Annotated in this window: 21 protein-coding genes, 1 tRNA gene and 1 pseudogene; 18 read left to right on the forward strand and 5 right to left on the reverse strand. The window is 61.0% G+C overall.

Annotation, left to right across the window (positions count from 1 at the left end):
* Window positions 1–40: 40 nt before the first annotated feature.
* From ACPRTJ_RS19405 to ACPRTJ_RS19430, 6 genes are read left to right on the forward strand one after another with little or no spacing between them, the layout of a single operon-like run.
* Window positions 41–1,591 carry a sugar ABC transporter ATP-binding protein gene (locus tag ACPRTJ_RS19405; protein ID WP_088515220.1) on the forward strand — a complete coding sequence of 517 codons (1,551 nt, stop codon included), beginning with the start codon at window positions 41–43 and terminating at the stop codon, window positions 1,589–1,591.
* Entirely contained in the window at window positions 1,588–2,583 is a 996-nt protein-coding gene (locus ACPRTJ_RS19410; RefSeq protein ID WP_054915267.1) for an ABC transporter permease, read from the forward strand. The genes ACPRTJ_RS19405 and ACPRTJ_RS19410 overlap by 4 nt, the downstream gene beginning before the upstream one ends.
* A gap of 3 nt (window positions 2,584–2,586) precedes the next feature.
* On the forward strand, window positions 2,587–3,609 hold the full coding sequence (locus ACPRTJ_RS19415) for a LacI family DNA-binding transcriptional regulator (protein WP_043860811.1): 1,023 nt from the start codon (window positions 2,587–2,589) through the stop codon (window positions 3,607–3,609).
* A gap of 12 nt (window positions 3,610–3,621) precedes the next feature.
* Window positions 3,622–4,539 carry a ribokinase gene (gene rbsK, locus ACPRTJ_RS19420; RefSeq protein WP_054915266.1) on the forward strand — a complete coding sequence of 306 codons (918 nt, stop codon included), beginning with the start codon at window positions 3,622–3,624 and terminating at the stop codon, window positions 4,537–4,539.
* A complete protein-coding gene (gene rbsD / locus ACPRTJ_RS19425) occupies window positions 4,536–4,940 on the forward strand; it encodes a D-ribose pyranase (protein ID WP_043860809.1) in 405 nt (134 codons plus the stop codon). The genes rbsK and rbsD overlap by 4 nt, the downstream gene beginning before the upstream one ends.
* 30 nt (window positions 4,941–4,970) lie before the next feature.
* Complete coding sequence (locus ACPRTJ_RS19430; RefSeq protein ID WP_426427184.1) at window positions 4,971–5,996, forward strand: nucleoside hydrolase; 1,026 nt, start codon at window positions 4,971–4,973, stop codon at window positions 5,994–5,996.
* On the opposite strand, the gene ACPRTJ_RS19435 is transcribed toward ACPRTJ_RS19430, so the two are convergent.
* Window positions 5,968–6,198 (reverse strand): hypothetical protein, encoded by a 231-nt coding sequence (locus tag ACPRTJ_RS19435; RefSeq protein WP_043860807.1) that lies wholly within the window; start codon window positions 6,196–6,198, stop codon window positions 5,968–5,970. The two genes, ACPRTJ_RS19430 and ACPRTJ_RS19435, sit on opposite strands and share 29 nt — an antisense overlap.
* 324 nt (window positions 6,199–6,522) lie before the next feature.
* Here ACPRTJ_RS19435 and ACPRTJ_RS19440 point away from each other — a divergent pair, with 324 nt between their 5' ends.
* Together ACPRTJ_RS19440 and ACPRTJ_RS19445 are read left to right on the forward strand one after the other, a co-directional pair.
* A complete protein-coding gene (locus ACPRTJ_RS19440; protein WP_054915264.1) occupies window positions 6,523–6,825 on the forward strand; it encodes a hypothetical protein in 303 nt (100 codons plus the stop codon).
* Window positions 6,826–6,965: 140 nt separating this feature from the next.
* Window positions 6,966–7,286 (forward strand): I78 family peptidase inhibitor, encoded by a 321-nt coding sequence (locus tag ACPRTJ_RS19445; protein ID WP_043860805.1) that lies wholly within the window; start codon window positions 6,966–6,968, stop codon window positions 7,284–7,286.
* An 81-nt stretch (window positions 7,287–7,367) separates the two neighbouring features.
* Here ACPRTJ_RS19445 and ACPRTJ_RS19450 read toward each other — a convergent pair whose 3' ends face one another.
* Window positions 7,368–7,580 carry a cold-shock protein gene (locus ACPRTJ_RS19450; RefSeq protein WP_003179963.1) on the reverse strand — a complete coding sequence of 71 codons (213 nt, stop codon included), beginning with the start codon at window positions 7,578–7,580 and terminating at the stop codon, window positions 7,368–7,370.
* Window positions 7,581–7,743: 163 nt separating this feature from the next.
* Entirely contained in the window at window positions 7,744–8,040 is a 297-nt protein-coding gene (locus ACPRTJ_RS19455) for a hypothetical protein (protein WP_043860804.1), read from the reverse strand.
* Between the two features lie 370 nt (window positions 8,041–8,410).
* Between ACPRTJ_RS19455 and thrS the strand changes: the two genes are divergently transcribed.
* From thrS to ACPRTJ_RS19500, 9 genes are all read left to right on the forward strand, one after another.
* Window positions 8,411–10,333 carry a threonine--tRNA ligase gene (thrS, locus tag ACPRTJ_RS19460; RefSeq protein ID WP_043860803.1) on the forward strand — a complete coding sequence of 641 codons (1,923 nt, stop codon included), beginning with the start codon at window positions 8,411–8,413 and terminating at the stop codon, window positions 10,331–10,333.
* The gene (gene infC / locus ACPRTJ_RS19465) at window positions 10,333–10,884 is read left to right on the forward strand and encodes a translation initiation factor IF-3 (RefSeq protein ID WP_173925091.1); all 552 of its coding nucleotides are present in this window, start codon (window positions 10,333–10,335) and stop codon (window positions 10,882–10,884) included. The genes thrS and infC overlap by 1 nt, the downstream gene beginning before the upstream one ends.
* 60 nt (window positions 10,885–10,944) lie before the next feature.
* Window positions 10,945–11,139 (forward strand): 50S ribosomal protein L35, encoded by a 195-nt coding sequence (gene rpmI, locus ACPRTJ_RS19470; protein WP_027620572.1) that lies wholly within the window; start codon window positions 10,945–10,947, stop codon window positions 11,137–11,139.
* A gap of 29 nt (window positions 11,140–11,168) precedes the next feature.
* Window positions 11,169–11,525 (forward strand): 50S ribosomal protein L20, encoded by a 357-nt coding sequence (gene rplT, locus ACPRTJ_RS19475; protein WP_043860801.1) that lies wholly within the window; start codon window positions 11,169–11,171, stop codon window positions 11,523–11,525.
* Window positions 11,526–11,632: 107 nt separating this feature from the next.
* Window positions 11,633–12,649: a phenylalanine--tRNA ligase subunit alpha gene (gene pheS, locus ACPRTJ_RS19480; protein ID WP_054915262.1), complete on the forward strand. Its 1,017-nt coding sequence runs from the start codon at window positions 11,633–11,635 to the stop codon at window positions 12,647–12,649.
* A gap of 35 nt (window positions 12,650–12,684) precedes the next feature.
* A complete protein-coding gene (gene pheT, locus ACPRTJ_RS19485; RefSeq protein ID WP_078479649.1) occupies window positions 12,685–15,060 on the forward strand; it encodes a phenylalanine--tRNA ligase subunit beta in 2,376 nt (791 codons plus the stop codon).
* A 3-nt stretch (window positions 15,061–15,063) separates the two neighbouring features.
* Entirely contained in the window at window positions 15,064–15,366 is a 303-nt protein-coding gene (ihfA, locus tag ACPRTJ_RS19490; protein ID WP_002553164.1) for an integration host factor subunit alpha, read from the forward strand.
* Window positions 15,347–15,703, forward strand: a complete 357-nt coding sequence (locus ACPRTJ_RS19495; protein WP_043860798.1) for a MerR family transcriptional regulator — start codon at window positions 15,347–15,349, stop codon at window positions 15,701–15,703. Before ihfA ends, ACPRTJ_RS19495 begins: the two co-directional genes overlap by 20 nt.
* Window positions 15,704–15,809: 106 nt before the next feature.
* A tRNA-Pro gene (locus tag ACPRTJ_RS19500) sits at window positions 15,810–15,886 on the forward strand.
* 69 nt (window positions 15,887–15,955) lie between these two features.
* Here the strand turns inward: ACPRTJ_RS19500 and ACPRTJ_RS19505 are convergent.
* Together ACPRTJ_RS19505 and ACPRTJ_RS19510 are read right to left on the reverse strand one after the other, a co-directional pair.
* Window positions 15,956–17,154: pseudogene (locus tag ACPRTJ_RS19505) on the reverse strand (tyrosine-type recombinase/integrase).
* A gap of 67 nt (window positions 17,155–17,221) precedes the next feature.
* Window positions 17,222–17,434, reverse strand: a complete 213-nt coding sequence (locus ACPRTJ_RS19510; protein WP_426427185.1) for a hypothetical protein — start codon at window positions 17,432–17,434, stop codon at window positions 17,222–17,224.
* Window positions 17,435–19,059: 1,625 nt separating this feature from the next.
* Here ACPRTJ_RS19510 and ACPRTJ_RS19515 point away from each other — a divergent pair.
* The gene (locus ACPRTJ_RS19515) at window positions 19,060–20,937 is read left to right on the forward strand and encodes a UvrD-helicase domain-containing protein (RefSeq protein WP_426427186.1); all 1,878 of its coding nucleotides are present in this window, start codon (window positions 19,060–19,062) and stop codon (window positions 20,935–20,937) included.
* Window positions 20,938–20,941: the final 4 nt, after the last annotated feature.

The following is a 20,941-nucleotide window of genomic DNA, read 5'->3' on the forward strand; positions in this document are numbered from 1 at the left end:
GACGGTGCCTGCCGTGGTGCGGGCGCCAGGAGAACACCTTATGTCGGCGACTGCGGATGTCGTGTTGTCGGTCAGTGCAATCGGCAAGACCTACGCCCAGCCCGTGCTGGGCGATATCGAACTGTCCCTGCTGCGCGGCGAAGTGCTGGCCCTGACTGGCGAGAACGGTGCGGGCAAGAGCACCCTGTCGAAGATCATCGGCGGGCTCGAAACCCCCACCACCGGGCAGATGTTCTACCAGGGCCAGGTGTATCAGCCCGCCAGCCGCACCGCGGCCGAGCGCCAGGGCGTGCGCATGGTGATGCAGGAGCTCAACCTGCTGCCCACCCTGAGCGTGGCCGAGAACCTGTTTCTGCACAACCTGCCCAGCCGCGCCGGCTGGGTCAATCGCACGCGCCTGCGCCAACTGGCGACCGCGGCAATGGCGCAGGTGGGGCTCGAAGCGATCGACCCCGATACGCTGGTCGGCGAGCTGGGCATCGGCCATCAGCAGATGGTGGAGATCGCCCGCAACCTGATCGGCGACTGCCATGTGCTGATTCTCGACGAGCCCACCGCGATGCTCACCGCACGCGAGGTGGAGCTGCTGTTCCGCCAGATCGAGCGCCTGCAGCAACGGGGTGTGTCGATCATCTACATTTCCCACCGCCTCGAAGAGCTCAAGCGCATCGCCCAGCGCATTGCCGTGCTGCGCGACGGCAAGCTGGTGTGCGTGGAACCGATGCAGCGCTACAGCAGCGAGCAACTGGTCAACCTGATGGTGGGGCGCGAGCTGGGCGAGCATATCGACCTGGGGCGCCGCACGATCGGCGAGCCGGTACTGCGTGTCAGCGGCCTGGGCCGGGGCGACAAGGTGCAGGACGTCTCGTTCGAGGTGCGCAGCGGCGAAATCTTCGGCATCTCCGGGCTTATCGGTGCCGGGCGTACCGAGCTGCTGCGCCTGATCTTCGGTGCAGACACGGCCGACAGTGGCAGCATCGAGCTGGGCAGCCCGCTGCGCCCGGTGCACATCGACTCGCCCATGGCTGCAGTGCGCCACGGCGTGGCCCTGATTACCGAAGACCGCAAGGGCGAAGGCCTGCTGTTGTCGCAGTCGGTCAGTGCCAACCTGGCGTTGGGCAACATGCCGGCGATCTCACGCGCGGGCCTGGTGGATGGTGCTGCCGAGCGTGCTCTGGCCGAGCGCCAGATCCAAGCCATGCGCATCCGCAGCGCCGGGCCCGCACAAACAGTGGGCGAGCTGTCGGGTGGCAACCAGCAGAAGGTGGTGATCGGCCGCTGGCTGGAGCGCGACTGCGCCGTGCTGCTGTTCGACGAGCCCACGCGCGGTATCGATGTGGGCGCCAAGTTCGACATCTATGGGCTGCTCGCCGAGCTGACCCGCCAGGGCAAGGCGCTGGTGGTGGTGTCCAGCGACCTGCGCGAACTGATGCTGATCTGCGATCGCATCGGCGTGCTTTCGGCAGGGCGCCTGATTGAAACCTTCGAGCGTGAGCACTGGAGCCAGGACCAGCTACTGGCCGCTGCCTTTGCCGGCTATCAGAAACGTGACGCGCTGCTGCAAGACGCAGTGCCCAGGAACCCCGCATGAACACCTCCCCGATAGACACACCGCCTGGCCCACCGGCCCGGCGCAGCGGTACCTACCTCGGCCTGGGGACCTACCTGGGCCTGGCCGGTGCGCTGCTGGCGATGGTGGTGCTGTTCTCGTTGCTGAGCAGCCACTTTCTGTCGTACGGCACCTTCAGCACCCTGGCCAACCAGATCCCCGACCTGATGGTGCTGGCGGTGGGCATGACCTTCGTACTGATCATCGGCGGCATCGACCTGTCGGTGGGATCGGTACTGGCCCTGGCCGCGTCGGCGGTCAGTGTGGCGATTCTGGGCTGGGGCTGGAGCGTGCTGCCGGCGGCACTGCTCGGCATGGGGTGCGCGGCACTGGCCGGGACCCTTACCGGCTCGATCACCGTGGCCTGGCGCATCCCTTCGTTCATCGTCTCGCTGGGTGTGCTGGAAATGGCGCGTGGCGTGGCCTACCAGCTCACCGACTCGCGCACCGCGTACATCGGTGATGCCTTTGCCTGGCTGTCGGAGCCGGTGGCCTTCGGCATTTCGCCGGCCTTCATCATCGCCTTGCTGGTGATTGTGGTGGCGCAACTGGTACTGACCCGCACCGTGTTCGGCCGTTACCTGATCGGCATCGGCACCAACGAAGAGGCCGTGCGCCTGGCCGGCATCGATCCGCGCCCGTACAAGATTCTGGTGTTCTCGCTGATGGGCCTGCTGGCCGGCCTGGCGGCGCTGTTCCAGATCTCGCGGCTGGAGGCCGCCGACCCCAATGCCGGCTCCGGGTTGGAGCTGCAGGTGATTGCCGCCGTGGTGATCGGCGGCACCAGCCTGATGGGCGGTCGCGGTTCGGTCATCAGCACCTTCTTCGGTGTGCTGATCATTTCGGTGCTGGCCGCAGGGCTGGCGCAGATCGGCGCCAGCGAGCCGACCAAACGCATCATCACCGGGGCGGTCATCGTGATCGCCGTGGTTCTCGACACTTACCGCAGCCGGCGCGCGCGCCGGCGGACCTGAACAATGGCAACCATCAAAGATGTAGCGGCGCTGGCGGGTATTTCCTATACCACCGTTTCCCACGTGCTGAACAAGACCCGCCCGGTGAGCGAACCGGTGCGGCGCAAGGTAGAAGCGGCGATTGCCGAGCTGGACTACGTGCCCAGTGCGGTGGCGCGCTCGCTCAAGGCGCGCTGCACGGCCACCATCGGCCTGCTGGTGCCCAACAGCGTCAACCCGTATTTCGCCGAACTGGCGCGGGGCATCGAGGATGGCTGCGAGCGCAATGGCTACTGCGTGATCCTGTGCAACTCCGACGACGACCCGCGCAAGCAGCGCAGCTACCTGCGCGTGCTGCTGGAGAAACGCATCGACGGTCTGATCGTGGCCTCGGTGGGCGAGGAGGCCGACCTGCTCGACAGCCTGGCCAGCGTGCGCACGCCCATGGTGATCGTCGACCGCGCGCTGGCGGGCGTCGACGCCGACCTGGTGCGCATCGACCACGAGCAGGGGGCCTACCTGGCCACCCGACACCTGCTGGAGCTGGGGCACCAGGACATCGCCTGCATCAACGGCCCGGCACACACCAGCGTGGCCAAGATGCGCCTGGCCGGCTTTCACCGGGCACTGGCCCAGGCCGGGGTGCCCCTGCGCGAGGGCCGCGTGGTGGACAGCGACTTCACCAGCCTGGGCGGCTATGGCGCCGCAGCGCAACTGCTGGGCCACGACCGCCCGACCGCGATCTTCGCGGCCAACGACATGATCGGCATGGGCGTGCTGCGTGCCGCGGCCGAGCGCAACATCTGCGTGCCGAGCGAACTGTCGGTGATCGGTTTCGACGATATCCAGATGAGCCAGTACGTCTACCCTGCGCTGACCACGGTAGGGCAGTCGATCCGCGAGCTGGGCGAGATGGCGTCCGAACTGTTGCTGCGGCGTATCGGTGAGCCGCAGCGCAGTGGGGTAGAGCAGCGCATCGTCGCGCCGAGCATCGTGCTGCGCGAGTCCACCGGGCCGCGTCCCGACCTCTTCAATGATTACCGCTAGGACCGACATGCCATGCAAGCGAATGTAGTGGTGGTAGGCAGCCTGAACATGGACCTGGTGACCCGCGCCGAGCGCCTGCCGCAGGCGGGGGAAACCCTGGCCGGCGAGTGGTTCGGCACCGTGCCGGGCGGCAAGGGCGCCAACCAGGCGGTAGCAGCTGCGCGGTTGGGGGCGGCGGTGGCGATGATCGGCTGTGTGGGGGAGGACGCCTACGGTGCGCAGTTGCGTCAGGCGCTGCTCGACGAGGGCATCGATTGCCAGGGCGTGGACACGGCGGCGGGTGTTTCCAGTGGTGTGGCACTGATTGTGGTGGATGCCAGCAGCCAGAACGCCATCGTCATCGTGGCCGGTGGCAATGGGCACTTGCTGCCGGCATCGGTACAGCGCCTGGACCGCCTGCTGCAGGCTGCCGATGTGATCATCTGCCAGCTCGAAGTACCGCAGGCCACCGTGGCACATACCCTGGCCCGTGGCCGGGCGCTGGGCAAGACCGTGATCCTCAACCCGGCACCGGCCACCGGGCCGCTGCCGGCTGACTGGTTTGCCAACATCGACTACCTGATCCCCAACGAGAGCGAGGCCAGCGCTCTGACCGGGCTGCCGGTGGCTTCGCTGCAGGAGGCGCAGGCAGCCGCCAGCCGACTGCTGGCGTTGGGGGTGGGCAAGGTGATCGTCACCCTGGGCGCGCAAGGCGCTCTGTTCGCCGATGGCCAGGGTTTTGCGCATTTTCCGGCGACGCGGGTGCAGCCACTGGACACCACGGCGGCCGGGGATACCTTCGTCGGTGGCTTTGCCGCTGCGTTGGCCGCTGGCAGGTCGGAGCGCGAGGCCATTGCCTTTGGCCAGCAGGCCGCCGCCATTTCGGTCACCCGCGCCGGTGCCCAGCCCTCCATTCCGTATCTGAGTGAACTGCAGGGGAGCACGCCATGAAGAAGACTCCGTTGCTCAATATCGCCCTGTCGCGCCTGATCGCGTCGCTGGGGCATGGCGATGTGGTGCTGATCGGCGACGCCGGCCTGCCCGTGCCTGCCGGTGTCGAGCTGATCGACCTTGCACTGACGCCCGGCATACCGGATTTCATCAGTACCTTGCACACGGTGCTGGCCGAAATGCAGGTCGAAAGCCACGTGCTGGCCGACGAGACCCTGCAACACAGGCCGCCGGCCCTGGCAGGCATCGAGCTGCTGCATGCCCGCGGCGAGCTGGGCGCGCGCCATTTGATGAGCCATGCGGCGTTCAAGCAGCTCGGTGCGCAGGCCAGGGCCATCGTACGCACCGGCGAATGCCAGCCCTATACCAACATCGCGCTGGTGGCGGGCGTGACCTTTTGACTGTTGTCCCCTGAGCACAAGGAGTGCCCAATGCCTGAACGTGTCCAAAAAGCCAAACGTTTGCTACGAGGTTTAGTGCTTATGTCTGCCCTGTCGAGTACTGCCGTGCTGGCCGCGCCCCGCGACCTGATCATCGATACCGACCCCGGCGCGGATGACGTGGTGGCGTTGTTGTTCGCCCTGGCGTCGCCAGAGGAACTGAAGGTGCGCGCCATTACCACCGTGGCCGGTAATGTGCGACTCGACAAGGCCTCGCGCAACGCACGGCTGGCCCGGGAGTGGGCGGGGCGCGAAGAGGTGCCGGTGTACGCCGGCGCGCCCACGCCGCTGGTGCGCACGCCGATCTATGCCGAGAACATCCATGGCGAGGAGGGCTTGCCTGGCGTGGCGGTGCACGAGCCGAAAAAGGGCCTGGCCCAGGGCAGCGCGGTGCAGTACCTGATCGACACCCTCGGTGGCGCTGAACCCAACAGCATCACCCTTGCCATGCTCGGCCCGCAGACCAACCTGGCACTGGCGCTGATTCAGGCCCCGCAGATCGTCAAGGGCATCAAGGAAGTGGTGGTGATGGGCGGTGCCCACTTCAATGGCGGCAATATCACCCCGGTGGCCGAGTTCAACCTGTACGCCGACCCACAGGCGGCAGAGGTCGTGTTGCGCAGCGGGGTCAAGCTCACCTACCTGCCGCTGGACGTGACCCACAAGGTACTCACCAGCGAGGCGCGCCTGAAGCAGATTCGCGGGTTGAACAACCACGCCAGCAAGCTGGTGGGCGATATTCTGGATGCTTACGTCAAGGGGGACATGGCGCACTACGGCCTGCCGGGTGGGCCGGTGCACGATGCCAGCGTGATTGCCTACTTGCTCAAGCCCGAGCTGTTCAGTGGCCGGCAGATTCACATGAGCGTGGATAGCCGCGAAGGCCCGACCTTTGGTCAGACCATTGCGGACTGGTACGGCACGCTCGAGCTACCGGCCAATGTGATGTGGATCGAGAGCGGCGATGCCCAGGGCTTTTTCGATTTGCTCAGCGAGCGTCTTGCTCGATTGCAGTAATGGGTGTGGGCTGGTGTTCGGTCGCGGGCCAGTGGCGTTCGAACACCTGGTCGACGAAGGTGCGGGCAGCTTCGTGGCCGAGGTCTTGAAGCAGCAGGTCGGCGGCGATGATGAACAGCTCTTCGGTGGTGCCGGGGCTGTAGGAACGATGGCCGTCAGGCCATGTGACCTTGATGTTGGTGTCCAGGGTGGGGCTATTCATGGGGGTCTCGATCGAAAATACGCGTGCTGTTTGGTGCAGATGCCGGGCCCTGGCGTCTACAGCGGGGGCATGATTGCGCTCCGCCAACAGGTACAAGTTAAACATGTTGCAACAGGGCCGGCACTGCTACTTATGCATAAGCAGCGGGGCTAGGCAAACTAATTGGTGGTTGGGTTCGCCTATTCGTGACGTCTGTACCGATTCGTCGTTGGCGCTTGGGTCGGCGCGGTAGCCGTGGAGCTGGCTTGCCTGCGAAGAGGGCGTACAGAGTCCGCCTGATGTACCCTGCACCCCACAGCCACCGCGCACGCCCGAGGACACCCCGTGCAGATCGACTTGAACACCCCCGAGCAGCTCACCCCCCAGCAGGTGCGCCAGCTGCTGGCCGAAGGCAACGACCGAATCCACAACCAGTTGCGCGTCACCCGCGGCGGCATTGCCTACCTGTCGCAGATTACCGGCGGGCGCGAGCTCGATGGCCTGCTGTTTCGCCTCGAGACCTGGGCCGCCGGCTCGGGCTGCGTGGGCCCTGTTGCCGCCGACGACGAACGCTGGGTCATGCAGGTGTACAACGTGCTGGCCAGCAACTGGCCCAAGCCCGCCAGCGACTACATCGATATCTACTGAACCGCTGCGCTCAGGCAAAATCCGGTCACGATTGAGGTTTCCCTGACGAGCACGTCTCAGGCAGACTGGGACGTTTTTGCAACCAAAAGTGCTTAAAACTGTCGTATCAGACAGCATTCCAGTATTTGAAAGGAGGATTCATGTTCCGCACGCGTGCAACATTGGCGAGCCTGTTGGCAGCCGTGGTTCTGGCAGGTTGCAGTACCGATGGCTCATCGTCCAAGGCGCCAGAGGTAGCGGCAGCACCGAACCTCGATGGTCGCTGCGATGCCAGCAACGCCGCATTCACCGTCGGCAAGCCGGCAACCCCCGAGCTGCTGGAGCAGGCGCGCAAGGCGAGCGGGGCGCAGATCGCCCGCGTGCTCAAGCCGACCGACATGATCACCCTGGAGTACCGTTCCGAGCGCTTGAACCTCAACGCCGACGACAAGGGCGTGGTCACCCGGGTCAACTGCGGCTGATTCCGCCCCGGGCCTGCCGTTGCATAAACGGCAGGCACAAAAAAACCCGTCCAAGGACGGGTTTTTTTAATTCGTCAGAACTTACTCTGGACGAACTTGTGCAGCCTGCATGCCCTTCTGGCCTTTTTCGGCAACGAAGGAGACGGTCTGGCCTTCTTTCAGGCTCTTGAAGCCGTCAGACTCGATGGCCTTGAAGTGTACGAACAGGTCGTCGCCGCCACCTTGTGGAGTGATGAAGCCGAAGCCTTTTTCATCGTTGAACCATTTGACGGTGCCGGTTTGGCGATTGGACATGGGTGTATCTCCAGGAAACATGATGTTTTTCAGTAGTGCGGTGTCGCCGAGGCCAACAAGGTGCACAGAGGCATCATAGTCTAATTTTGCGCTTGTGGTGACTTTTACGTGTGCCGAATGCTGATCTGGCGCAAATTAACTGAGTTTTGTATGGCCTGCGCCCTTATTTCTGGGGCTTGCAGGCCTTCGTAACCAGCTGGGTTGCCTTGTCTATGAGCTTCTGGTCTACGCCGTCAGTGCTGTTGAGCTCTTTGATCTCTGCGTCCGAAAAGTTTTTTTCGATCACATTCACGCTGCAGCTGCAGTGCTTTTCGGCGGATTGTTTCGTCATGCCCGGCTGGGCAGAGGCGGTGGCCACGCAGGACGTCAGGTAGCCTGGTGGAACAGTGCCTGCGTTGGCGCCAAGCGGCAGCAGCAGGGCACCAGTGGCCGCCAAGGCCAGAAGAGAATGAAGTCGCATACCGGTCACTCCTTTATTAGGTCGGGTGTATCTAGAGTAGGTCGCTTCCTAATCTCTGAGCGGAAAAAAACCGCTCAAGTTCACCGCATCGGTCTAATTTCAGAATATTTCTGCATATCCCTGGCCCATGGCCCTACGCGCCGAAAGCTTTGTGCTAGCATGCCTGGCTCAGGATTTGGCCGATTCGTCTTGCCGCTCAAATCTTTCTATATATATGTATCCAGTCACTCTGGTTCGTACCCTGGCAGGCCCTTGGGCTTCTGCCACTGTGAGGCAGGCTTTGCATTGCAAAGACAGGGTCGAATCGCGTACTGGCTCATCCCAACCCACGTGACCTTTGGTAGGGGTCACCACTAGGAGAGGAGGCGCCATGCCCACTATTACTCTTCCCGATGGCAGTCAACGTTCGTTCGACAAGGCCGTAACCGTAGCCGAGGTCGCCGCATCCATTGGTGCAGGCCTGGCCAAGGCCACCGTGGCCGGCAAGGTCGACGGCAAGCTGGTCGACGCGTGCGACCTGATCGAGCAGGACGCCAGCCTGCAAATCATCACGCCCAAGGACGAAGAGGGGCTGGAGATCATCCGTCACTCCTGCGCTCACCTGGTCGGTCATGCCGTCAAGCAGCTGTACCCGACCGCCAAGATGGTGATCGGCCCGGTCATCGACGAGGGCTTCTACTACGACATCGCGTATGAGCGTCCCTTCACCCCGGAAGACCTGGCGGCGATCGAGCAGCGCATGCAGCAGCTGATCGAGAAGGACTACGACGTCATCAAGAAGGTCACCCCGCGCGCCGAGGTGATCGAGCTGTTCAAGGCCCGTGGCGAAGACTACAAGCTGCGCCTGGTCGAAGACATGCCGAACGAACAGGCCATGGGCCTGTACTTCCATGAAGAATACGTCGACATGTGCCGCGGCCCGCACGTGCCCAATACGCGCTTTCTCAAGTCGTTCAAGCTGACCAAGCTGTCCGGTGCCTACTGGCGCGGCGACGCCAAGAACGAGCAACTGCAACGTGTGTACGGCACGGCCTGGGCTGACAAGAAGCAGCTGGCCGCCTACATCCAGCGCATCGAAGAGGCCGAGAAACGCGACCACCGCAAGATCGGCAAGCGCCTGAACCTGTTCCACCTCCAGGAAGAAGCGCCGGGCATGGTGTTCTGGCACCCCAATGGCTGGACCCTGTACCAGGTGCTCGAGCAGTACATGCGCAAGGTGCAGCGCGACAACGGCTACCTGGAAATCAAGACCCCGCAAGTGGTCGACCGCACGCTGTGGGAGAAGTCCGGGCACTGGGCCAACTACGGTGACAACATGTTCACCACCCAGTCCGAGAACCGCGACTACGCCATCAAGCCGATGAACTGCCCGTGCCACGTACAGGTGTTCAACCAGGGCCTGAAGAGCTACCGCGAGCTGCCGCTGCGTCTGGCCGAGTTCGGCGCTTGCCATCGCAACGAGCCTTCGGGCGCCCTGCACGGCATCATGCGTGTGCGCGGCTTCGTGCAGGACGATGCGCACATCTTCTGCACCGAAGAACAGATGCAGTCCGAGTCCGCCGCGTTCATCAAGCTGACCCTGGATGTGTACAAGGACTTCGGCTTCAAGGACATCGAGCTCAAGCTCTCGACGCGCCCTGAAAAGCGCGTGGGTTCCGACGACCTGTGGGACCGTGCCGAAGGCGCACTGGCCGCCGCGCTCGACAGCGCCGGCCTGCCGTACGACCTGCAGCCGGGTGAAGGGGCGTTCTACGGCCCGAAAATCGAATTCTCGCTGAAGGATTGCCTTGGCCGTGTGTGGCAGTGTGGTACCCTGCAGCTCGACTTCAACCTGCCGATCCGTCTGGGCGCCGAATACGTCTCCGAAGACAACGGCCGCAAGCATCCGGTGATGCTGCACCGTGCCATCCTCGGTTCGTTCGAGCGTTTCGTCGGAATTCTCATCGAGCACTACGAAGGTGCATTCCCAGCCTGGCTGGCGCCTACGCAGGCGGTGATCATGAATATCACCGACAAACAAGCGGATTTCGCCCAGAAAGTGGAAAAAACTCTGGCCGAAAGCGGCTTCCGTGCCAAGTCCGACTTGAGAAATGAGAAAATCGGCTTTAAAATCCGCGAGCATACCTTGCTCAAGGTTCCCTATCTCCTGGTTATCGGGGATCGGGAAGTCGAAACGCAAACTGTCGCTGTGCGTACCCGCGAAGGTGCTGACCTGGGCTCCATGCCCGTCGCCCAATTTGCGGACCTGCTCGCGCAAGCGGTTTCCCGGCGTGGTCGCCAAGATTCGGAGTAATTACTATTAAGCGTGATATGAGACAAGATAAACGAGCTGCACCGAAAGCCCCGATCAACGAGAATATCTCGGCACGTGAGGTTCGGTTAATTGGCGCTGACGGCGAGCAGTTGGGCATCGTCTCGATTGAAGAAGCGCTTCGTATCGCTGAAGAAGCGAAACTGGACCTGGTAGAAATTTCTGCTGACGCCGTTCCGCCTGTCTGCAAAGTCCTCGACTACGGCAAAAGCCTGTTCGAGAAGAAAAAGCAGCAGGCTGCGGCGAAGAAGAACCAGAAGATCATCCAGATCAAAGAAATCAAGTTTCGTCCAGGGACGGAGGAAGGGGATTACCAGGTAAAACTACGCAACCTGGTACGTTTCCTTACTGATGGGGACAAGACCAAAATCTCTCTGAGATTCCGTGGTCGTGAGATGGCCCACCAGGAGCTGGGTATGGAACTGTTGAAGCGGATCGAAGCTGATCTTGCCGAATACGGGACCGTCGAACAGCATCCTAAGATGGAAGGACGCCAGCTTTTGATGGTCATCGCCCCCAAGAAAAAGAAATAACCACCAGGGCACGGCAGGCCTTGCGGTTATGTTTATCAACTGAATGCGGAGTATCCGAACATGCCAAAAATGAAAACCAAAAGCGGTGCAGCCAAGCGTTTCTTGAAAACGGCTAACGGCATCAAGCACAAACACGCTTTCAAGAGCCACATCCTGACCAAAATGTCGACCAAGCGTAAGCGTCAACTTCGCGGTAGCAGCCTGCTGCACGCGTCGGACGTTGCAAAAGTCGAGCGCATGCTGCGCCTTCGTTAATTTTTGGTTATAGATAGAGGAAATTACTCATGGCTCGTGTAAAGCGTGGCGTCATCGCTCGTAAGCGTCACAAGAAAATTCTGAAACTGGCTAAAGGTTACTACGGCGCTCGCTCGCGCGTATTCCGTGTTGCCAAGCAAGCGGTCATCAAGGCAGGCCAATACGCCTACCGCGACCGTCGCCAGAAAAAACGTCAGTTCCGCGCTCTGTGGATCGCTCGTATCAACGCTGGTGCTCGCGTCAACGGTCTGTCCTACAGCCGCCTGATCGCTGGCCTGAAAAAAGCGTCGATCGAAATCGACCGCAAAGTTCTGGCTGATCTGGCAGTGAACGAAAAAGCGGCGTTTGCTGCGATTGTCGAAAAGGCTAAAGCCGTTCTGGCTTAAGTACCCACGACAATCATTCGCCGTCGATGTCGGCGGCGGATGTTAAACGTCATAGATAGGGGAAGAGCCTGTAAGCTCTTCCCCTATTTTGTATCTGGAGTCTGTACATGGAAAACCTGGATGCGTTGGTCTCCCAAGCCCTCGAGGCTGTGGAGCGCGCTGAAGACATCAATGCCCTGGAGCAGATCCGGGTTCAATTCCTTGGCAAGAAAGGCGAACTGACTCAGGTGATGAAGACCCTGGGCAACCTGCCGGCTGAAGAGCGGCCCAAAGTCGGCGCGCTGATCAACGAAGCCAAGGAACGCGTTACCGAGGTGCTCAACGCCCGCAAAGCCGCCTATGAAGAAGCCGAGCTCAGCGCTCGCCTGGCTGCCGAGTGCATTGACGTCACCTTGCCTGGCCGTGGCCAGACCTCCGGTGGTTTGCACCCTGTCACCCGTACCCTCGAACGCATCGAGCAGTTCTTCACCCATATCGGCTACGGCATCGCCGAAGGCCCGGAAGTCGAAGACGACTACCACAACTTCGAAGCGCTCAACATTCCCGGCCACCACCCGGCCCGGGCAATGCATGACACCTTCTACTTCAATGCCAACATGCTGCTGCGCACCCACACCTCGCCGGTGCAAGTGCGGACCATGGAGTCCACCCAGCCGCCGATTCGCATTGTCTGCCCGGGTCGCGTGTACCGCAACGACTCGGATATTACCCACTCGCCGATGTTTCACCAGGTCGAAGGCCTGCTGATCGATCGCGACATCAATTTTGCCGACCTCAAAGGCACCATCGAAGAATTCCTGCGCGTGTTCTTCGAAAAAGAGCTGGCGGTACGTTTCCGTCCGTCGTTCTTCCCCTTCACCGAGCCTTCGGCTGAAGTCGATATCCAGTGCGTGATGTGCAGCGGCAAGGGCTGCCGTGTGTGCAAGCAGACCGGTTGGCTCGAAGTCATGGGCTGCGGCATGGTGCACCCGAACGTGCTGCGCATGTCCGGTATCGACCCCGAAGAGTTCTCGGGCTTTGCATTTGGCATGGGGGCCGAGCGCCTGGCCATGCTGCGTTACGGCGTCAACGATTTGCGCCTGTTCTTCGACAACGACTTGCGGTTCCTTGCGCAATTTCGCTAGGTCGCGCACCCGTAACGAATCTTTAGGAGAGCAGGATGAAATTCAGTGAAAAGTGGCTGCGCGGTTGGGTCAACCCGCAGGTATCCCGTGACGAGCTGGTGGCACGTCTGTCCATGGCCGGTCTTGAGGTCGACAGCGTAACCCCGGCCGCCGGTCAATTCAGCGGCATCGTGGTGGGCGAGGTGCTGAGCACCGAGCAGCACCCCGACGCCGACAAGCTGCGTGTGTGCCAGGTCAGCAATGGCAGCGAGACCTTCCAGGTAGTGTGCGGCGCGCCGAATGTGCGCCCTGGCCTGAAGATCCCGTTCGCCATGATCGGCGCCGAACTGCCAGGCGACTTCAAGATCAAGAAGGCCAAGCTGCGTGGCGTCGAGTCCAACGGCATGCTGTGCTCGGCCGCCGAGCTGCAGATCAGCGAAGAGAACGACGGCCTGCTGGAACTGGCGGCAGACGCCCCGGTTGGCCAGGACATTCGCGGGTATCTGGACCTGGACGATGCCAGCATCGAGGTCGACCTGACCCCGAACCGCGGCGACTGCCTGTCCCTGGCCGGCCTCGCCCGTGAAGTCGGTGCCCTGTACGGCGCCCCGGTCACCCGCCCGACCGTGCCGGCCATTGCGCCAGGCATCGACGACGTGCGCCCGGTAGACGTGCTGGCGCCGGCCGCGTGCCCGCGTTACCTGGGCCGCGTTATCCGTAACGTCGACCTGTCACGCCCGACCCCGCTGTGGATGGTCGAGCGTCTGCGCCGCAGTGACGTGCGCAGCATCGATGCTGCCGTCGACATCACCAACTACGTGATGATCGAGCTGGGCCAGCCGCTGCACGCCTTCGACCTGGCTGAAATCAACGGTGGCATCCGGGTGCGCATGGCCGAGGAGGGCGAGAAGCTCGTCCTGCTCGATGGCCAGGAAGTTGCCCTGCGTGCCGACACGCTGGTCATCGCCGACCACGATCGCGCCCTGGCCATTGCCGGCGTGATGGGTGGCGAGCACAGCGGCGTTGCGGCCACCACCAAGGATATCTTCCTTGAAAGCGCCTTCTTCGAGCCGATCTCGGTGGCTGGCAAGGCCCGTTCCTACGGCCTGCACACCGATGCCTCGCACCGCTACGAGCGTGGCGTCGACTCGCAACTGGCCCGCGAAGCCATGGAGCGCGCCACTGGCCTGCTGCTGGATATCGTAGGCGGCGAAGCCGGCCCGATCATCGAGACCGTCAGCCCAGAGCACCTGCCCAACATCGCCCCGGTCACCCTGCGTGCCGAGCGCATCACCCAGATGCTGGGCATGGAGATGGACAGCGCCGAAGTCGAGCAACTGCTCAACGGCCTGGGCCTGAAAACCAGCGGTGAGGCCGGGCAGTGGCAGGTCGAAGTGCCCAGCCATCGCTTCGACATCAGCCTGGAAGTGGACCTGATCGAAGAGCTGGCCCGTCTGTACGGCTACAACCGCCTGCCGGTCCGTTACCCGCAAGCGCGCCTGGCCCCGCAGGCCAGGTCTGAAGTGCGTGGCGAACTGCCTGCGCTGCGTCGCCTGCTGGTTGCCCGTGGCTACCAGGAAGCGATCACCTACAGCTTCATCGACCCCAAGCAGTTCGAGCTGTTCAACCCTGGCGTAGAGCCGCTGCTGCTGGCCAACCCGATTTCCAGCGACATGGCGGCCATGCGCGTCAGCCTGTGGCCGGGCCTGGTCAAGGCACTGCAGCACAACCTCAACCGCCAGCAAGACCGCGTGCGCCTGTTCGAGAGCGGCCAGCGCTTCGTCGGCCAGCTGGGCGACCTCAAGCAACAGCCGATGCTGGCTGGTGTGGTCTGCGGCAGCCGCCTGCCGGAAGGCTGGGCCAACGGCCGCGACACCATCGACTTCTTCGATGTGAAGGCCGACGTTGAAGCGGTACTGGGCTTCTCCGGTTCGCTCGACGACTTCACCTTCGTGCCCGGCAAACACCCGGCGCTGCACCCAGGCCAGACCGCGCGCATCGAGCGTGACGGCGTCGAAGTCGGCTACCTGGGCGCCTTGCACCCCGAGCTGGTCAAGACCCTGGGCCTGGACCGCACCGTGTATGTGTTCGAGCTGGTGCTGGCGGATGTAGTGGAAGGGCGCCTGCCGAAGTTCCACGAACTGTCGCGCTTCCCCGAAGTACGCCGTGACCTGGCGTTGATCGCAGGGCGTGATGTGGCGGCCAGCGCGGTGCTGGATGTAATCCGTGAAAACGCAGGCGAGTGGCTCACCGACCTCAGGCTGTTTGATGTGTATCAGGGTAAAGGTATTGATCCTGATAGAAAAAGCCTGGCCGTCGGCTTGACCTGGCAGCATCCATCGCGCACTCTTAACGACGATGAGGTGAACGCCACCACGCAAAACATTCTCACCTCGCTTGAACAAAGGTTGAACACCACGTTAAGGAAATAGCGTATGGGTGCTCTGACGAAAGCTGAGATGGCCGAACGGCTGTACGAGGAGCTGGGCCTGAACAAGCGCGAGGCCAAGGAATTGGTCGAGCTGTTTTTTGAAGAGATCAGGCACGCTCTTGAAGACAACGAGCAGGTCAAATTGTCGGGTTTCGGCAACTTTGACTTGCGTGACAAGCGCCAGCGGCCGGGCCGCAACCCGAAAACGGGTGAAGAGATCCCGATCACGGCGCGTCGAGTCGTCACCTTTCGTCCAGGGCAGAAGTTGAAAGCCCGAGTTGAGGCCTATGCTGGAACCAAGTCATAACGACGAGCTTCCGCCGATTCCAGGCAAACGCTACTTCACCATTGGTGAAGTGAGCGAGCTTTGTGCGGTAAAACCGCACGTGCTCCGTTACTGGGAGCAGGAGTTTCCCCAGCTTAACCCGGTGAAGCGCCGCGGTAACCGCCGGTATTATCAGCGCCAGGACGTGCTGATGATCCGGCAGATCCGGGCGCTGTTGTACGACCAGGGCTTCACCATCGGCGGTGCGCGGTTGCGCCTGTCGGGGGATGAAGCCAAGGATGACACGACCCAGTACAAACAGATGATTCGGCAGATGATTGTCGAGTTGGAGGATGTGCTGGTGGTGTTGAAGAAGTGACCGAAGCCGTTTCACGAATTTTGGAAAAAAAGCTTCCATAATTCAAAAGGTTAAGGTAAATTCTTCATCGTTCTCAGCAACAAGGGGAACAAGCTTCAAGCCCAGTCGGGGCGTAGCGCAGCCCGGTAGCGCACTTGCATGGGGTGCAAGGGGTCGAGTGTTCGAATCACTCCGTCCCGACCATATATTTCAATGACTTAGCCACCTTCGGGTGGCTTTTTCGTTTTTGCATGTGGGGAGTTTTTCGGGACTTCATCCGATTTTCCTCTTCAAGATCGTCAACACCGGCCCGCGAGAGTCAGTTGTTGATACCATGTTCGCAGCCTCAATCAGCTTGCCCAGCTCAGCGCCGGAGTAGTGACTGGTGATACTGCCGTTCTTGTGGCCCAGCAGGGCCCGCTGGTCTTCCTCGGTGACACTTGCTACTCGAAGCCTTCTCCCGAAGGTGTGTTTCAGGTAGTGAATGCGGATCGAGGCAAATCCCTCCGGCGCCGGACGCAGGAAGCGTTCTTTGTCCTTCTTCGCCGCCCGGATCCGGGCCTTCTTCCAGGCGGAATCGTTGATCCGGTGAGCCGGTGTCGCCTTGCCATTCCTGTTGGGCATCCCATACGGAAATACCCAAACCGGATCCAGGCCACGCTGCCCTCGATGACCGATTTGGCCACCGTATTTAGCACGACCAGCCGCTCCTCTCCGTTCTTCACCCCCGATCCCTTGTCCCTGCCTCCAAAATCCGAAGAAGTCAGAAACACGCTGGTGTCGAGCTCCGGGACCGGGATCTCCCAGTCCCACCTCAGCTTGACCACTTCCTGTTCCCGAGAGCCGCAGTTGACCTTGTAGAACGCCATTCGCTGCAGGTGGTCCGGCAGTTCCGAGAACAGCAGCGACTGCTCTTCCCGCGAAAGCGGGTAGGGCGTTCGCCTCGATCGCTTCTCGTCCAGCTTGCTGATCATCGGTACCGTGTCCAGCCAGGGTCGTTTCTCTTCGTCACGCCATTTCCGGGCGCACAGGTTGAGAGTGCGGATGACCTTCTCCAGGGCGATATTCACCGTCCTTGGGGTTACTCCAGGCTTCACCTTGCCGATCGACGTCCTACCGGGCATCTGCTTGTCCTTGATGTAGGGGGCAAGCGACTCGTCATCGACATGCGTGAGCGGTAGGTCGCCGATGTAGGGATCCAACTGGTCGAGGTAGATGGGGGCCAAGCTGATCGACGGCATGTCCTTGTACTCCATCAGGTAGCGGGTCGCGGCTTCGCGCCAGCTCCTGACTCGGCGAATACCGTAGACCTTCTCCTGTCTGAGCTTCTCGAGCCGGTGTATCAGGTACTGTTCTGCTTCCTCCCGGTTGCTTGTGCCAGTGCTTTCTTGAAGTCGCTGAATTCTGACGACCTTGTCGATGTGCCAGATTCCGTTTCTCTCGTAGAGGCCAGTTATAGTTTTTCGCGCCATGGTTTTTCTCCTTGACGCTCGCTGCGGAATTAATCTTGTTCCTGTGCACTGTTCTTTCAATAACCGCTCATTCGATGTAGTCGTCTGCCCAAGCGTCCAGCTCCTCGCGATCAAAGCCGATGCCTTGCCGGCCTATGCGAAATTCGCGGACATAGGGACGGACGGTCTTGGTGAACTCATCCCGGTACATCCCGAGATAAGCGGGCGTCGCTCCGGCCCGGATCACGCGTGATGGGCAAGAAAGCCGGTTGGGCAGGGGTTGCCTGCTAGCGTCTAACATGGCATCTGCCTCCTGGCATGACGGTGTCATGTTCGAGGCAGACCAGATGAAGGGGCAGCCCGCTGCGGCGGGCTGTTGCGTGCCTAGGCAAAGGTACAGTCTCATGCGTCCAGTCGGCGCGCGCGTTGTCGGCATGAAAATATGGAGTTACAGGAGGATGGTGGGTGAATTCAGTTCCGTCGGAAGCTACGGATCGCGACGATCCGCCCGGGCAGGTGTCCTGGGAGGCGCTCTACGATGAGGTATGGCGTCAGCCGATGCTCAGGGTGGTCGAGTGCTATGGGGTTTCGCCGTGCTTCATGGCGAGGGTCTGCACTTCCATGAGCGTGCCGCGCCCGCCGCGCGGCCACTGGGCCAAGCTCGAGCATGGCAAGCCAAGTCCCCAGGTACCCTTGCCGGATGCGCGCCCGGGTGACCATTTGATATGGCGAAGAGGCCCCCAGGGCTAGCCAGGAATCCGCTTCCCAAGGCACCGGAGCGCCAGGTTGCCCGTCCACGGTCACGTATTTCGCGCTCAACCCGCCATCTCTTGGTCAGCGGTGTACGTGACCTTTTTAGCAAGGGAAAGGTGATCGGCAGTGGCTACCTGAGGCCGTCGCAGAGGCGCCTGGTTGATGTGGTGGTGTCGGAGCCGATGCTCGACGATGCGCTGGATATGGCCAATGCCCTGTTCCTCAGACTGGAGGCCGCTGGATATCGGGTCATGCTTGCGCCGAGCGATTGCACCTATTCCCGCGCCTCTGTTGAGGAGAGAGACCCGGGAAGATAGCCAGCCATCGTTATCCGAGCCTTTGGCATCCCTCCAAGGCGACTGTAGTCTTCGTGGGCTCCGTCGCCATCGGCCTGGCGCTTTTCGAGATGCCCGAGGAGCTGGAAGCGTGGTACGTCGACGGGGAATACATCCCTCTTGGCAAGCTGCCAGTTACCGAGCGGCGTCGGCCGATGCCCAGTTGGAGCTGGACCACGCACAAGCACTTTGCTACCGGGCGTCTGCGCCTCCAGGCATTCAGTCCTTATCCAGTTGCGGATTGGGTGCATCGCTGGCCGGAGACTAAGGCGCGCGAACTTCGGGGGTAACTGGACGAAATAGTCGACTACCTGGCAAAGGCGGCGGCCACTATTGCTGGTCTGGTCGAGGAGGGTTAGCGCCAGGAAAAGGCCAGGGCCGAAGCCCGGCAAGAGCTGTTTGAGGCCATCCGTGCTTGGGATGACGTGCGGCGGATACAGGCATTCTTTCGCGAGGCGGAAGACGAAGACTTGTCGCGAACGAGCGAGGAGAGGGAGGTGCTGTTGAAGCGTCTGGCGATCGCCAGAGAGCTTGTCGGAGAGGTGGATACGCTCGGTATGTTGATGAAATGGCGGGGGCCAGAAGAACGATGATCACGTGAGGGCTCGTGCGTCCTGCCAGTGCGTTTTATAGCTTTAGCTTGGTTTTCTCTCAAGCGCTATCCATAAGCATTATTCTGATGCAGGCTTTTTGCCTGCATATGCCATAAGATATTACTTCCAAGGCCGTTGTGAGCTGATCTCGCAGCGGCCAAAAAAATTGAGTGCTGCTGGAGCGTAAGAGGCTGCTCTTGCTCCTCGCAACAAGAGATTTGGCTGAATAAAGGAATTTCTTAGCCATGGATACTGCTGGAAATACTTTGCTGGAGTCTGGCTGGGATGCAGATCAACTCCGAGTGATCGAGGAGGATGCAAATTCACGGCTGATCGTTGAGGCAGGCCCAGGAACCGGAAAGACGGCCGTCGCGTGCGCCCGCCTGGCCTATCTGATCAATGAAGAGGACATCGAGCCCAGCAATACATGGATGATCAGTTTCACGAGGACCGCAGTAGCAGAAATCCGTGCACGACTACATTCGTACGTCGGTGATGCATCTTTTGCTATCCGGATTGCGACCATCGATTCGCATGCATGGTCCATCCACTCCGGGCATGATCCGAATGCCAGTCTGACCGGCTCGTACGAAGAGAATATTACGCGAGTCATTGAGCTGTTGAAGAACGACGAGGATGTAGCAGATGAGCTGCTGCAGATCGAGCACATCGTTATTGATGAAGCGCAGGATCTCGTCGGACAGCGAGCGGGCCTGATCGAGGCTCTAGTGGAGCGGCTGCCGTCGGACTGTGGTATCACGGTGTTCGCCGATGAGGCCCAGGCAATCTATGGCTTCTCTGACAACAGTATCGGGTGTCGCAGAAAAGAGGAAGGATGCAAATCTGATTTGCCCTTGCTTGATCGTTTGCAGGCTGGAGAAAAATGGGGGTTCACTACGCTGGCCCTGAAGGAGATCTATCGCACGTCCTCTCCCGGTCTTAAGAAGATCTTTTCGGAGTTGCGGCAGGACATTCTCGACAAACAAAAGCACGGCAGCGGATTGCACGCCGAGACAGCGCAAAGAGTTCGAGAGCTGGCCGACGAGAGCGGATTGAAATGGACTGACATGAAGGTTGCTAACTTTACCAGCGACGACCTTCTGCTTTTCAGAACACGTGCCGAAGTGCTCATGGCGTCTCAGTTCTGTGATCTTCCCCATCGGTTGCGCGTGTCAGGGTATGGCGCAACACTGCCCGCATGGCTGGCGATCTGTTTCTCGGACTTTGTCGAACCCTTCCTCGTAGCGCGGCACTTTTTCGACCTCTGGGCGGCGCGTATAGAAAACAAGGTTTCGCCCCCGTATGGGCCTGCTGAGGCTTGGCAGCATCTCATGCGTGTTGCAGGGCGCCAGGATGGTTCCATCGATATGCAGAGGCTCAGGCGGCGGTTGGGTCAGACTCGCCCCCCGGTCGAGCTGACTCTCCCAGAATATGGTCTGAATGGACCGATAGTTGGGACTATTCACGCGAGCAAAGGACGCGAGGCGAGCAACGTTGTTCTCATCCTGCCGAGCGTTTCGGAATTCGAGAGCGTCGAGGATGAGATTGAAGAGGCTCGCGTACTCTTTGTCGGCGCCACGCGCGCACGCGCATCTCTAATCGTCGGAGAGCGTAGCCCCTTTAGAGCATCAACCTTGGCATCAGGTCGGGCTCATCGCTCAACCAAGAAAGGCCAATCAACGATGGTCGAGATTGGTCGTAGCGGTGATATCACAGCACGTGGTCTTGTAGGTCAAAGCGAGTTTCGCGAAGCCGATGCTTTGGCAGGACAGGCTTTTCTGACAAAAGTCGTCGATGTAGTCACCACCTACAAGCTGGAAGCCGATCCCGACTTGGATTGGCGCTACAGGATATATACCGGCAACGAGAGGCTCTGCGTTGGTGTGCTATCGCGCAAACTCACGTACGACCTCTGGGAGATACTCGAGAACAAGAACCAGAAGCGCAGCCACAAGCCTCCAACCTACGTGAATCATGTGAGAGGTCAGGGGTGTGCAACGATCGTACTAAGCCCGGATGACAATGAGCTTGAGACACTTAATGAGCCCTGGGCTTCTTCCGGTTTCGTCCTGTCACCTAGAGTTGCGGCGTTCCCTCCCTTCACCTTTTTCGGCCGGAGATAGTCTC

This window comes from Pseudomonas palmensis, from assembly GCF_049942755.1.
GTDB lineage: Bacteria > Pseudomonadota > Gammaproteobacteria > Pseudomonadales > Pseudomonadaceae > Aquipseudomonas > Aquipseudomonas palmensis.